Source organism: Pseudomonas sp. SORGH_AS_0199, assembly GCF_031453735.1.
Classification (GTDB): Bacteria; Pseudomonadota; Gammaproteobacteria; order Pseudomonadales; family Pseudomonadaceae; genus Chryseomonas; species Chryseomonas aestiva.
The window spans coordinates 1805719-1818566 of sequence record NZ_JAVJAE010000001.1; the positions used below are offsets into that span (position 1 = coordinate 1805719).

Below are 12848 nucleotides of genomic sequence, written 5' to 3' on the forward strand. Positions count from 1 at the left end.
CGCAGTATGCCCCAGGGTTGGGCGAAACAGTCGTGGCGACGATTTCCGGTAGCTGTCCCTGACGCCTGTATTCAGCCGAAGGCCCCCGCAGGGGGCCGTGTCAGCGCGGATTCAGGGATGATCGCTGGGGACTGGACGACGAGGGCTGGGCGAGGGTGGCCCTGCCGCTCACTGCCTAGAAACCGTCGATGGGAATCTTCAGGTAACGGCGGCCATTGGCCTCGGCCGGCGGCAGGGTGCCGGCGCGGATGTTCACCTGGATGGCCGGCAGGATCAGCGTCGGCATGGACAGGGTGGCGTCGCGGCGGGTACGCAGGGCGACGAAAGCGTCTTCGTCCACGCCATCGCGGACGTGGACGTTGAGGGCGCGCTCTTCACCCACGGTGGTCTCGTGGCGCGCTTCGCGGCCGGCGGGCGGATAGTCGTGGCACAGATAGAGGCGGGTGGCCTCGGGCAGGGTCAGCAGCCGGCGGATCGAACGATAGAGATCGCGGGCGCTGCCACCCGGGAAGTCGCACCGCGCCGAGCCGACATCGGGCATGAACAGGGTGTCGCCGACGAAGACATGGTCTTCCTCCACCTGGTAGGCCATGTCGGCCGGGGTGTGGCCGGGCACGTGCAGGGCGCGGGCGCTCAGGGCACCGATATGGAAGACCTCGTCGGGCTGGAACAGGTGATCGAACTGGGAGCCGTCGAGGCGGAATTCCGCTTCCAGGTTGAAGACGTCCTTGAAGGCGCCCTGGACGCGGCGGATGCCTTCGCCGATGGCGATGCGGCCGCCCAGCTGCCGCCTTAGATAGGGCGCGGCGGAGAGGTGGTCGGCGTGGGCATGGGTCTCCAGCAGCCACTCCACGGTCAGCCCCTGGTCGCGCACGAAGCGGGCGACGCGATCCGCCGACAGGGTGGCGGTGCGGCCCGAATGCGGATCGTAGTCCAGCACCGAGTCGACGATGGCGCAGCGGCTGCCGGGTGCCTCGTAGATCACATAGGTGAAGGTGGACGTGGTGGCGTCGAAGAAGGGTTCGATGCGCGGAGTCATGACCGGGCCTCGTGAAGAGATGGGATGTCCCACCTTAACACGGGGCTCCGCCGCTCCGCGGCGTGCCTCGTCGCCGCAGGACCGATCCGGTCTAGTAGCGCGCCTGCTGCATCTCCCTCAGGCGACTCAGGGTGCGGCGGAAGGGGAATTCCAGAAAGCCGCGGGTGTACAGCTGCTCCAGGGGCACGGCGGCGTCCAGGTAGAGCGGGCGGCGGCGGTCGTAGGCTTCGTCGACCAGGGCGATGAAGCGGCGCACGGCGTCATCCTGGGGCGCCAGGCGGGGCAGTTCGCGGTCGCCGGCGAGGACCCGCGTCGCGCCGTCTTCGGTGCCGCGGGCGATACGGCCCGCGCGGGGATCGCCGGACAGGCAGGGGACGTTGCCCAGCAACAGGGCGGGGAAGCGGGTACAGAGATCGATGTAGTCGGTGGTGGCCCAGGCGCCCCGGCAGAGCACGGCGAAGTCCAGCCAGATCGCGCTGGAGGCCCGCTGCACCACGGGCAGGGGGCGCTCGCCGAGTATCAGGGGCGCGGTCGTCACGGCTTCCCCCGGGGTGAGGCGGGCAAAGGTCGTGGCGAGGGCGGTGGGATCGTCCACCCAGAAGCGCGGTTCGGCTTGGCCTTCGTGCAGGCGGTGGTCCTGGCCGCCGTCCACCTCCAGCACGTTCAGTCGCGCCTGCAGCGCGGCGATGGTGGGCAGCAGGCGCTCGCGATTGAAGCCGCCGGCATAGAGCTGCTCGGGCGGCTGGTTGGAGGTGACCACCAGCACCAGGCCCTGGTCCAGCAGGGCGCGCAACAGGCCGCCCACCAGGATGGCGTCGCCGATGTCGCTGACGAAGAGTTCGTCGAAGCACAGCACCCGCACCTCGGCAGCCAGTTCCCGGGCCAGCACCTGCAGGGGATCGCGGGTGCCGCTGAGCTGGAACTGCCGCTGGTGCACCCAGCGCATGAAGTGATGGAAGTGCTGGCGGCGGGCGGGCACCGGCAGGCTGGCGTGGAACAGATCCAGCAGCCAGGTCTTGCCACGCCCCACCGGTCCCCAGAGATAGAGACCGCGTGCCGGACGCCCGGCCAGCAGGTCGGCGTGACAGGCGTCCAGCTGGCGCGCAGCGGCTTCCTGAGCGACATCGGGCAGGCGGTCGCCCTGGGCCAGGGCCCGGCGGTAGGCGGCGAGGGGGGAAAGGGCATTGGACATGGCCGCCACTCTAGCGCCCGTGCTGGCAGCAGACCATGCCCCGGCGGAATGACGTGAGTCCTTTATAGCGTTTGAAGGCCGGCCGCGGCGGTTCGATAGTGCGAGACGACCCTGCCGGACGCCGCCGGCACCCGCTTTCATCTCTGCCTGGAGCCCTGTCATGGCCGCCGATTCGACCCTGCACCTTGCCCACTGCCTCGCCTCCGTGGGCGTCTCCGAGATCCTCAAGATCACCGAGCGGGCCAACGCCCTGCGCCGCCAGGGCGCCGATCTGCTGGTGCTGGGTGCGGGCGAGCCGGACTTCGATACCCCGGAGCACATCAAGGAAGCGGCGATCCAGGCCATCCGCGCCGGCCAGACCAAGTACACGGTGCTGGACGGCAGTCCGGCGCTCAAGGAGGCCATCCGCCGCAAGTTCGCGCGGGAGAACGACCTGGTGTTCGCCCAGGACGAGGTGACCGCCTCGGCCGGTGCCAAGCAGGTGATCTTCAACGCCATGATGGCGACCCTGGACGCGGGTGACGAGGTGATCATCCCCGCGCCCTTCTGGGTGACCTATGCCGACATCGTCACCATCCTCGGCGGCACGCCGGTGGTGCTGCCGTGCCGTGAGGAGGATGGCTTCCGCCTGACCGCCGCGGCCCTGGAGGCGGCGATCAATCCGCGCACCCGCTGGGTGATGCTCAACTCGCCGTCCAACCCCTCGGGGGCGGCCTATGGCGAGGAACACTATCGCCCGCTGCTGGAGGTGCTGCTGCGTCATCCGCAGGTCTGGCTGATGGTCGACGACATGTACGAGCACATCCTCTACGACGGCTTTCGCTTCGTCACCCCGGCGGCGCTGGAGCCACGGCTGCGCGAGCGGACCCTGACCATCAACGGCGTCTCCAAGGCCTATGCCATGACTGGTTGGCGCCTGGGCTATGCCGGTGGACCTAAGGCGCTGATCCAGGCCATGGCCAGTGTGCAGAGCCAGGTGACCTCCTGCCCCTGCTCGGTCAGCCAGGCCGCGGCCATCGCCGCCCTGGATGGGCCGCAGGGCATCGTGCGCGAGCGCTGCGAACTGTTCCGCGAGCGACGGGATCTGGTGGTGGATGCCTTGAACGCGGTGCCGGGTCTGTCGGCGCGGCGGCCCGAGGGGGCCTTCTATGTCTACGCCAGTTGTGCGGGGATATTGGGTCGGCGGACGCCGGGCGGGGAGGTGATCGACAGCGACACGGCCTTTGCCCGCTACCTCATGGATGAGGGCGGGGTGGCGGTGGTGCCAGGCTCGGCCTTTGGCCTGGAGCCTTACTTCCGGGTTTCCTACGCCACCTCGCACGAGGTGCTGGAGGAAGCCTGCCGCCGGATCGCCGAAGCGACCCGGCGGCTGCTGGCCTGATCAGCCGGCCGGGGGAGCCGGGGGCGCCGGCGGTTGGGCACCCGGGGCGACCGGCTGGCCGCCGGGGGGCGGGGGCGGCGGCAGACGACCGGGGCCGCGGGGTGCCGGCGGGGTGTCCAGGGTCTGCAGCGAGTTGGCGTCGGCGCCCAGGGCGCTGACCCGGAAGGCACGCCCCTGGGCATTGGCCACCAGCTCGCCGCGCACGGCCACGTTCTGACCCGGCTTGAGCAGGGCTTGCAGGCGCAGGGCCTCATGGGGCGGCAGGCGCAGGGCGGTACCGTCCTGCAGCAGGGCGCCGTTCACGTCGCCACGGGGACCGTGCAGCAGCTGGACGATCTGGCCCTGGAGGCTGTCGCCATCGCGCTCGGTGCCCGGTGCCGGGGGCGCCGGCGGACGGCGACCGCCCACGCGATCCGGGCCTTCGTCGGTGACGGTCTTGCCGGTCTGGACGTTGGTCAGGGACACCGCCTGGACCAGCGGCAGGCTGGCGGCGCGCAGGCCGGCGACGTTGATGCTGTCACCCGGCTTGAAGGTGGCGGCGAGTTGCTCGGACAGGTGCGGCGGGGTGTTGACCTCGGTGCCGTCGGCCAGGATCAGGCCATCGATATCGCCCCGGGGATTGAGCAGGAACTGCTTGAGCTGGCCCTGCTGGGTGGGAATCTGGGCGCTGGCCGCGGTGTGTGGTGGCGGTGCTGCCGGCGGGTGCGGTCTGTGCCAGGACGAGGCCGCTGACGGACAGCAGGGCGAAGGTCCCGATCACGAGGGTTTGGGTCTTGGTAGGCATGGATGACTCCTGCGGTGGTTGACGATCAGGCTATTGCAGGGCCTGTGCCAACTTTTATTTTGTATATAAATCAATAGTTTGCGAATTTAAGTGGCCATCCGGGCCAGGCATTGCGTCCGGCTGACGGACATACCTGTCGGCAAAGCGGACAGCCTAAGAGCCTGTCCAAAGTCTGCTGCGCGTCGGCCAAACGGCGTTGAAAATGGCTTCGGAATGCTCATTTACCACTCGTAAACTCCGCTTCCTCAGCCATTTTCGCCTTGTTTGTCTCTAGCTCGCGAGACTTTGAATAGGCTCTAAGCAGGACTGTCGTCTGCGCCGACACCCAGGCCCAGCCGACTCAGCTTGGTATAGAGCAGCTGGCGATGGATACCCAGGCGGCGGGCCGCTTCGGCGCGATTGCCATTGCTGCGCTGCAGGGCGCGCTCGATCAGCAGGCGTTCCAGGCGCGCGGTGGCCTCGGCCAGGGTCTCCTCCGGCCAGCTGGCGTCGATGGCTAACTCATCCGGCGTCTCGCCCTGCAGGAAGGCCAGGTCGGCGGCGACGATGCGCTCGCCCTGGGCCAGGGTCGCGGCGCGCTGGATGGCGTTGCGCAATTCCCGCACGTTGCCGGGCCAGGAGTGGCGCAGCAGCAGGGCGGCGGCATCGTCCGCCAGCACGCGACCGCTGGCGGCGAGGAAGTGCTCGGCCAGCGGCAGGATGTCGGCCCGCCGCTCGCGCAGAGCCGGCAGGTGGATGGGCACCACGTGCAGGCGATAGAAGAGGTCTTCGCGGAAGTCGCCACTGGCGACGCGCTGGGCCAGGTCGCGGTGGGTGGCCGCTACCAGCCGCACGTCCAGCCGTACCGGTGCGCCACCCACCGGCGTCACCTCACGTTCCTGCAGGGCGCGCAGGATCTTGGCCTGCATCGGCAGCGGCATGTCGCCGATCTCGTCGAGAAAGAGGGTGCCGCCCTGGGCCTCGCGAAAGGCACCCAGGCGATTGGCGGTGGCCCCGCTGAAGGCGCCGCGCACATGGCCGAAGAGTTCGCTTTCCAGCAGGTCCGGCGGGATGGCGGCGCAGTTGACCGCCACGAAGGGCGCCCCGCGTCGCTTGCCGTGCTCGTGGATGGCGCGGGCCACCAGTTCCTTGCCGGTGCCGGTCTCGCCGGTGACCAGAACCGTGGCCTCGCTGTCCACCAGGCGGCCGATGGTCTTCTGCACCTGGCGCAGGGCGTCGCTGCCGCCCACCAGCGTATGGCCTTCGACCGCGGTCGGCGGCACGCTGGCCGGGCCGCGCTGGGCGGTCATCCCGGCCAGCACCCGGATCAGTTCTTCGCGGCCGATGGGCTTGGTGAGGTGGTCGAAGGCGCCCAGGCGCATGGCCTCGATGGTGTTGCCGGCGCTGGCGAAGGCGGTCAGCACCGTGACCGCCGGCGGCTCGGGGCGGGCGCGAATGCGCGCCAGCACTTCCAGGCCATCCAGCCCCGGCATGCGCAGGTCGAGCAGCACGGCGTCCACCGGTTCCTGCGCCAGGCGCTGCAGGCCCGCTTCGCCCCCGTCGGCCTGCAGCACCCGGTAGCCCTGGTCCGCGGCGGTTTCCGCCAGGGCGTCGCACAGAGCGGCGTCGTCATCGATGATCAGCAGGGTTGGCATGGCAGGAGGATCTCGAAGCGAGTGGGGACGGAGGGTTCGATCAGGCGCGCCTCGCCGCCGTGGGCGCGGGCGGTCTCGCGGACCAGGGCCAGGCCCAGGCCGGTGCCTTCGGGGCGACCGGTGACGAAGGGCTCGAAGAGCTGGCCGCGCAACTCGGCAGGTGGTCCCTGGCCTGCGTCTTCCACCGCCAGCACCAGCCAGTCGCCACGGCGGCTGGCGTCGAGACGGATCTCGCTGGCGGCCGGGGCGGCCTGCAGGGCGTTGAGCAGCAGGTTGTCCAAGGCGCGGGCCAGGGCGTCGCGATCGAAATAGCCCTGCTCGACGGCCACCCTGGCGGTCAGGCGGATGCCGCGCTGGGCGGCCTGGTCTTCGTGACCGGCCAGCACCTCGCGGCAGAAGACCGGCAATTCGATGGCGGTCGGTTGCAGGTGCAGCGGCTGGGTGAGGTCGAGCAGGCGGCGCAGCAGGCGGTCGAGGCGGGTGACCTGCAGCAGGATGGCGTCCAGCGCGCGCTGCTGACGGCCGCTGTCGCCGGCCAGGGCGTTCTCGGCCTTGAGGCGCATGGCGGCCAGCGGATTGCGGATCTCGTGGGCGACCCCGGCGGCCACCCGACCAAGGGCGGCCAGCCGTTCACTGGCGTGGACCTGGGTGGTCAGCCGCTGGGCCTCGTCCCGTGCCTGGGTCAGGCGCTGCCCGGCCTGGTTGAGCGCCGCCAGCACCCGATCCAGCTCGCGTTCGCCGGTGAGGGCGAGGGTGGGCAGGTCGTGGCTGGCGCTGGCGCCCAGATCTCGCTCGACTCGCGCGACATGCCGCGACCACTGCCAGGTGAGCCGCCCGAGCAGCAGGGTCGCGGCGAGCATGGCCAGCAGCAGCAGGCCCAAGCCCAGTTTCAGCTGGCGCTGACCGCTGCCCTCGGCGAAGGTCAGGCGGGTCAGGGTCCAGGCGGCGAGATCGGGGATGGGGCCGGACAGCGGGCAGGCGGCGACCAGCACTGTGGCGCCGTCCGCGCTGAAGCTGTCGCTCAGGCTGCGCGCCTCGGCCAGGGTCGCGGCGGAGAGATCGGCCAGGTGCTGGCGTTCGGCGGCGGTCAGGGAGAAGGGACTGGCATCGGCCAGGAGCCCCGCCTGCTGCTGCCAGAGACCGCCGGCCATGCCGCGATAACGCAGCAGGGCGACACTGGCCACGCCGGCGAGACTGCGCTGCAGGGCCGGATCGGCGAGGCCAGCGGTAGGGCCGGACCAGCCATTGCTGTAGAAACGATAGCTGCTGGCGATGGCCTGGCAGGCCTGCTCGGCTTCCACCGTGGCCTGGCCGAGCTGGGCGCTTTCCGACTGGCGCAGCAGCAGGATCATCAGCCAGCCGACCCCGACGGCCATGCCGCCGAGCATCAGCAGCAGGGCAATCAGACGACTGCGCAGCGATCCGAACATGGGCTTTCTCTTCCAGGCCTTGGCCTGGATAGAGTGCCACACCCCGGCGGAGTTCGAGTGCCAGCGCGGGGGTCAGGCGCGCCGGCCGAATTCCGCTTCCTGCGCCGTCCAGCCGGGTACCCGCTCGCTCAGGGACAGCCCGAGACCCGGACGGGTCGGTACCTGCATCCGCCCGTCACGGGTTTCCAGGCGTTCGTTGAACAGCGGCTCCAGCCATTCGAAGTGTTCCACCCAGGGCTCGGTGGGATAGGTGGCGGCCAGGTGCACGTGCAATTCCATGGCGAAGTGCGGTGCCAGCATCACGCCGGCCTGCTCGGCCAGGGCGGCCACCTTGAGGAAGGGCGTGATGCCACCGACCCGTGGCGCGTCGGGCATCAGGAAGTCGGCACCGCGCAGGCGGATGAATTCCTGGTGCTCGGCGATGCTGGTCAGCATCTCGCCAGTGGCGATGGGGGTGTCGAAGGCCGCGGCCAGGGCGGCGTGACCTTCGGCGTCGTAGCAGTCCAGCGGCTCCTCGATCCAGATCAGGTTGAATTCCTCGAAGCGCCGGCACATACGCTGGGCGGTGGGTCGGTCCCATTGCTGGTTGGCGTCGACCATCAGCGGGAAGCTGTCGCCCAGGTGGCGGCGCACGCGGGCGACGCGCTCAAGGTCCAGGGCGCAGTCGGGCTGGCCGACCTTGAGCTTGATGCCGCCGATGCCTTTTTCCCGGGAGAGGTCGGTGTTCACCAACAACTGCTCCAGCGGCGTATGCAGGAAGCCGCCGGAGGTGTTGTAGCAGCGCACCGAGTCGCGCTGAGCACCCAGCAGGCGTGCCAGGGAGAGGTTGGCGCGACGGGCCTTGAGGTCCCAGAGGGCCACGTCGAAGGCGCCGATGGCCTGGGTAGCGAGACCGCTGCGACCTACCGAGGCGCCGGCCCAGCAGAGCTTGGTCCAGAGCTTCTGGATGTCGCTGGGATTCTCGTCGAGCAGCACCGGGGCAATTTCATGGGCGTGGGCGAACTGGCCGGGGCCACCGGCGCGCTTGGAATAGCTGAAGCCCAGGCCGCGCTGGCCGTCGCGGGTTTCGATCTCGACGAAAAGGATGGCGATCTCGGTCATTGGCTTCTGCCGGCCGGTGAGCACCTTGGCGTCGCTGATGGGGGTGGCCAGCGGCAGGAACACGGAAGCCAGGCGGACCCAGACGATGCGGTCCTGGTCGGCGCTGTAGGCGTTATCGGACATGGGGATGCTCCAGGGTAAGGAATCAGGGACGGGTGGCAGGCAGGGCGGCGTCGGCGGTGGCGGCTGGCTCGTCATTGAGTTCACCGAGGTCCAGGCGCTTGAGCGGACCGACGATGACCAGGTAGGAGAAGGCGCCGAGCAGGCCCATGGCGGCGACGTAGGTGAGGGCCACGTCGAAGGAGCCGAGCTGGTTGATCATCAGGCCGATGGCCAGCGGGGTGACGATGCTGGCGATGTTGCCGCAGAAGTTGAAGAGGGCGCCGCTCACGCCCATGGCGCGCTTGGGCGAGACATCGCCGACGATGCACCAGCCGAGGTTGCCCACGCCCTTGGCGAAGAAGGCGATGGACATCACCAGGGTGACCAGGGCGATGGACTGGGTGTAGTTGGCCACCACGATGCTGCTGGAAAGCAGCAGGCCGACGATGATCGGCGTCTTGCGCGCGGCGGTGAGGCTGTAGCCGCGGCGCAGCATGCCGTCCGACCAGAGTCCGCCGAGAACGCCGCCCAGGCAGCCGGCCACCGGCGGGATGGCGGCGATCAGGCCGACCTTGAGCATCGTCAGCCCCTTGGCCTCGACCAGGTAGGTGGGAAACCAGGTGAGAAAGAACCAGGTGATGGTGGTCAGGCAGAATTGCCCCAGGTAGATGCCCAGCATCATGCGGTTGCCGCTGATGGCCTTGAAGGTGCGCCAGCTGAAGGGCGCCCGGGTGTCGCCCAGATCGGGCAGGCCGCCACCGGCTTCGATATGGTCCAGCTCGCTCTGGCTGACGCGCCTGTCGTGCCGGGGCTCCTGCACGGTGGCGAACCACAGCAGGCCGATGAGGATGCCGGCGCCGCCGGTCCAGAAGAACACGTGCTCCCAGCCGAACTGGTTGAGCAGGATCACCATCAGTGGCGTGAACACCGCCAGGGCGAAGTACTGCGCCGACTGGAAGATGGCGGTGGCCAGGCCACGCTCCTGGCGCGGGAACCACATCACCGTGAGACGGTTGTTGGCCGGAAAGGCCGGCGACTCGGCCACGCCCATGAGAAAGCGCAGCACGAACAGCGCCAGCAGCGCCGAGGAGAAGAATTCAACGTAGCCCTGCAGGAAGGTCAGTACCGACCAGAGAATCAGGCTGGCGCCCAGTACCAGCCGCGAGCCGAAGCGATCGAGCACGATGCCGCCGGGAATCTGCATGGCGGTGTAGGCCCAGCCGAAGGCCGAGAAGGCGAGCCCCATGGCCACGGCGTCGAAACCGAGGTCGTGACGCAGGGCCGGCGCGGCGATGGAGAGGGTGGCGCGGTCGACGTAGTTGAATACCGTCACCAGAAAGATCATCGCCAGGACGAGATAGCGGACGCGAGTGCACCGCGACGGCTCAGGGGAAGTGGGCATTGTTATTGTCCTTTTCAGCGGGCAAAGCCGGCGGCGAGGCCGGCACCTGCAGGAGGACGCTAAGCTGATTACGCAATCATTCAAGCGTCAGCGCGTACTCTCGCGCATGACCAGTTCGAAGCCGGTATCCCGTTGCCGCGGCGCCTCGGCGCCCGCCAGACGGGCGAGCAGGGCCGTGGCGGCATGGGTGCCCATCGCGGCGCCGCGCACGTCCACGGTGCTCAGTGCCGGGATCAGATGGGCGGCGCTGGCCAGGTTGCCGAAGCCCATCACGGCCAGCTTTTCCGGTATTTGCAAGCCGCGGGCATGGGCTTCGGCCAGCACCCCGTGGGCGAGGGTGTCGGAGCTGCAGACCACCACCTCGGGGCAGGCGCCAGCGGCGAGCAGGCGGGCCAGGCCCTGGCGACCCAGTGCCGGGGTGGCCGGCGGTGGCAGGCTGACATCGGCTGGCGCGGCCAGTCCGTGGATGGCCAGTTCGTCACGGAAGGCATCGCGGCGCAGCCGTCCGCGGGGATCGTCCAGGGGCAGGCTGGCGAAGTGGCGATAGCCGCGCGCCAGCAGCTCCCGGGCGACGGCCTGGCCCACCGCGACATGGGAAAAGCCCACCAGCATGTCCAGCGGTCGCTCACCCTGGTCCCAGCACTCCACCAGCGGAATGCCGGCCTGTGACAGGCGCAGTCGGCTGGCGGCCGTGTGCAGGGTGCCGGTCAGCACCATGGCGTCGGGGCGCGGCGGCGCAGCAAGGCGTCCAGCAGCCGCTCCTCGCGTTCGGCGGAATAGTCGGTCAGGCCCAGCAGGGTCTGGTGGCCGGCCTCGGTCAGGGTCTGCATGAGCGCCTGCACGGTGTCGGCGAAGATGGAGTTGACGATGGTGGGCACCAGGATGGCGATCAGCCGACTCTCCAGGGGCGCGCTGCCGGTAGTAAGCATGGCCGGCTGGTAGCCGCTCTCGCGCACCGCGCGAAAGACCTTTTCGCGCAGCGCCGGCCGGACGATCTCCGGCTGGTTGAGGGTGCGCGAAACGGTGATCGGCGAGACCCCGGCCAGGCGGGCCACGTCCTTTAGGGTCGGTGGCTTGCCAGTGGGACGACCAGGCCAGGACGGGGCGTTGCGATCACCGGACAAGGGCGACTCCGCGACAGGACAGGGAATGGCCGATTCTGCCGAGTCATACGATGACTCTCAAGGTGAACGAGCCACAGACGTACAAGCCAGCACCACACGTGCTGGCTAGCCTGGGTCTCCTTCTCGAAGCCTGACAGGTGTCCCTTGGAAATCGTCCTCTATGCCCTGAGCGTCATGTACAGCCCCGGTCCGGTCAACGCCCTGGGGCTGAACGCCGGTCTGCGTGGCCAGGCCCGGCGGGCGCTGGGTTTCTATGCCGGGGTGGGCTGCGCCATGCTGCTCCTGTTTCTGGCCCTGGGCTATGCCGGTGCGGTCCTGGTCTCGGGGGCGCTGCTGCCGTGGCTGGCGCTCCTGGGCGGTGGCTATTGCCTGTATCTCGGCTATCTCATTGCCCGGGCCGCGCCGCCGACGGCGGCGGGAGAGGAGGAGGGCGCCGCAACGCGGCTGACCTTCGCCCGCGGCTTCCTGATCCAGGGGCTCAATCCCAAGGGCTGGCTGGCGGTGCTGCCCATCGCCACGGTGATGTTTCCGGCGGCTCAGGTGACCGGTGGCAAGATCGCCCTCTGGTCGCTGCCCCTGGCCCTGTCGGCGGGCGGCGCCCCGGCCAGCTACGCCTTGCTTGGCGCGCTGCTCGGACGTTACCTGGTGCAAGGACGTGGCTTGCGCGGGGTGAATCTGCTGCTGGGGCTGAGTCTGGTCGGCTGCGCCCTGCTGCTGTTCCACGATGCCTGGCGCGGTCTGCTAGGCTGAGCGCCGGAGGAGTCGCCATGAGCAGCCAGATCGAATTGCCCGGTGCCACGGACTGGGTACGCCACGCTCCGGCCTTCGATGAGCTGGAGTCCATCGAGGCCTTTTTCAGCGGCCACGCCTTCAATCCCCATCGTCATGCGACCTATGCCATCGGTCGTACCCTGGCCGGGGTGCAGAGCTTTTCCTATCGCGGCGCCAAGGCCAGCAGCCTGCCGGGCGAGACCATGGTCTTCCACCCGGACGAGGTCCACGACGGTCGCGCCGGCGCCGCCTGCGGCTTTCGCTATCGGATGCTCTATGTACCGCCGGCCCTGGTGCAGGACATCCTTGGCGGGCGGCCCTTGCCCTTCCATCGTGAGGGTGTCTCCCTGGATCCGCGCCTGGCACGGGCCACCGATGCGGTGTTCGCCACCCTTGACGAGCACCCCGATGCCCTGGGGCGCGACGATGCCCTCTATGGCCTGGTCGCCACCCTGGCCGAGGTTTGCCAGACCTGGCCCAGTCGCGGTCGGGTCGATTTCGCCGCGGCGCTGCGCGCCCGCGAATACCTGGAGGACAACCTCGACCAGGCCGTCACCCTGGACGACCTGGCCCGTTGCGCTGGCCGTGACCGCTGGAGTCTGACCCGGGATTTTCGCGCCTACTTCGGTACCAGTCCGCATCGCTACCTGACCCTGCGCCGCCTCGACCGGGTCCGCCTGCACGTGCGCCTGGGGCTGGGGCTGGCCGACGCGGCCGTGGCGGCGGGCTTCTACGACCAGAGTCACATGACGAAACATTTCCGCCAGGCCTTCGGCATGGCGCCAGCCCGCTGGTTTCGTGGGCTGGCCAGACCGCCCGCCGTGTCTGCCACGGCTAGCGCACCCGGCCCTTAGCGCCCTAGCGATTGGAGCGCTAGCGCTCAGCGGC

The 12848-nt window shown here is 69.4% G+C and carries 10 protein-coding genes and 1 pseudogene; 3 read left to right on the forward strand and 8 right to left on the reverse strand.

Going from position 1 to position 12848, the window contains the following annotated elements; translation table 11 throughout:
* Window positions 1-175 precede the first annotated feature (175 nt).
* Both QE444_RS08520 and zapE read right to left on the reverse strand, forming a co-directional pair.
* Complete coding sequence (locus QE444_RS08520; RefSeq protein ID WP_133859944.1) at window positions 176-1039, reverse strand: MBL fold metallo-hydrolase; 864 nt, start codon at window positions 1037-1039, stop codon at window positions 176-178.
* A 91-nt stretch (window positions 1040-1130) separates the two neighbouring features.
* Window positions 1131-2231 carry a cell division protein ZapE gene (gene zapE / locus QE444_RS08525; protein WP_309737866.1) on the reverse strand — a complete coding sequence of 367 codons (1101 nt, stop codon included), beginning with the start codon at window positions 2229-2231 and terminating at the stop codon, window positions 1131-1133.
* A 160-nt stretch (window positions 2232-2391) separates the two neighbouring features.
* Between zapE and QE444_RS08530 the strand changes: the two genes are divergently transcribed.
* Entirely contained in the window at window positions 2392-3612 is a 1221-nt protein-coding gene (locus tag QE444_RS08530; RefSeq protein WP_309737868.1) for a pyridoxal phosphate-dependent aminotransferase, read from the forward strand.
* On the opposite strand, the gene QE444_RS08535 is transcribed toward QE444_RS08530, so the two are convergent.
* From QE444_RS08535 to QE444_RS08560, 6 genes and pseudogenes are all read right to left on the reverse strand, one after another.
* Window positions 3613-4077 carry a hypothetical protein gene (locus QE444_RS08535; RefSeq protein ID WP_309737870.1) on the reverse strand — a complete coding sequence of 155 codons (465 nt, stop codon included), beginning with the start codon at window positions 4075-4077 and terminating at the stop codon, window positions 3613-3615. It abuts the gene before it with no gap.
* Between the two features lie 615 nt (window positions 4078-4692).
* Window positions 4693-6030 carry a sigma-54 dependent transcriptional regulator gene (locus QE444_RS08540; RefSeq protein WP_309737872.1) on the reverse strand — a complete coding sequence of 446 codons (1338 nt, stop codon included), beginning with the start codon at window positions 6028-6030 and terminating at the stop codon, window positions 4693-4695.
* Window positions 6015-7460 (reverse strand): ATP-binding protein, encoded by a 1446-nt coding sequence (locus QE444_RS08545; protein WP_309737873.1) that lies wholly within the window; start codon window positions 7458-7460, stop codon window positions 6015-6017. Before QE444_RS08545 ends, QE444_RS08540 begins: the two co-directional genes overlap by 16 nt.
* Window positions 7461-7532: 72 nt before the next feature.
* Complete coding sequence (locus QE444_RS08550; RefSeq protein WP_133859938.1) at window positions 7533-8684, reverse strand: L-talarate/galactarate dehydratase; 1152 nt, start codon at window positions 8682-8684, stop codon at window positions 7533-7535.
* 22 nt (window positions 8685-8706) lie between these two features.
* On the reverse strand, window positions 8707-10065 hold the full coding sequence (locus QE444_RS08555; protein ID WP_309737875.1) for an MFS transporter: 1359 nt from the start codon (window positions 10063-10065) through the stop codon (window positions 8707-8709).
* A gap of 87 nt (window positions 10066-10152) precedes the next feature.
* Window positions 10153-11189: pseudogene (locus QE444_RS08560) on the reverse strand (LacI family DNA-binding transcriptional regulator).
* Between the two features lie 144 nt (window positions 11190-11333).
* On the opposite strand from QE444_RS08560, the gene QE444_RS08565 reads away from it, so the two are divergent.
* Complete coding sequence (locus QE444_RS08565; RefSeq protein ID WP_309737876.1) at window positions 11334-11939, forward strand: LysE family transporter; 606 nt, start codon at window positions 11334-11336, stop codon at window positions 11937-11939.
* 17 nt (window positions 11940-11956) lie between these two features.
* Entirely contained in the window at window positions 11957-12814 is an 858-nt protein-coding gene (locus tag QE444_RS08570; RefSeq protein ID WP_309737879.1) for an AraC family transcriptional regulator, read from the forward strand.
* Window positions 12815-12848: the final 34 nt, after the last annotated feature.

Bases quoted from the DNA above. Each gene is read 5' to 3' on its own strand.
- QE444_RS08520 (WP_133859944.1), bottom strand. From the start codon at position 1,039: ATGACTCCGCGCATCGAACCCTTCTTCGACGCCACCACGTCCACCTTC.
- zapE (WP_309737866.1), bottom strand. From the start codon at position 2,231: ATGTCCAATGCCCTTTCCCCCCTCGCCGCCTACCGCCGGGCCCTGGCC.
- QE444_RS08530 (WP_309737868.1), top strand. From the start codon at position 2,392: ATGGCCGCCGATTCGACCCTGCACCTTGCCCACTGCCTCGCCTCCGTG.
- QE444_RS08540 (WP_309737872.1), bottom strand. From the start codon at position 6,030: ATGCCAACCCTGCTGATCATCGATGACGACGCCGCTCTGTGCGACGCC.
- QE444_RS08545 (WP_309737873.1), bottom strand. From the start codon at position 7,460: ATGTTCGGATCGCTGCGCAGTCGTCTGATTGCCCTGCTGCTGATGCTC.
- QE444_RS08550 (WP_133859938.1), bottom strand. From the start codon at position 8,684: ATGTCCGATAACGCCTACAGCGCCGACCAGGACCGCATCGTCTGGGTC.
- QE444_RS08555 (WP_309737875.1), bottom strand. From the start codon at position 10,065: ATGCCCACTTCCCCTGAGCCGTCGCGGTGCACTCGCGTCCGCTATCTC.
- QE444_RS08570 (WP_309737879.1), top strand. From the start codon at position 11,957: ATGAGCAGCCAGATCGAATTGCCCGGTGCCACGGACTGGGTACGCCAC.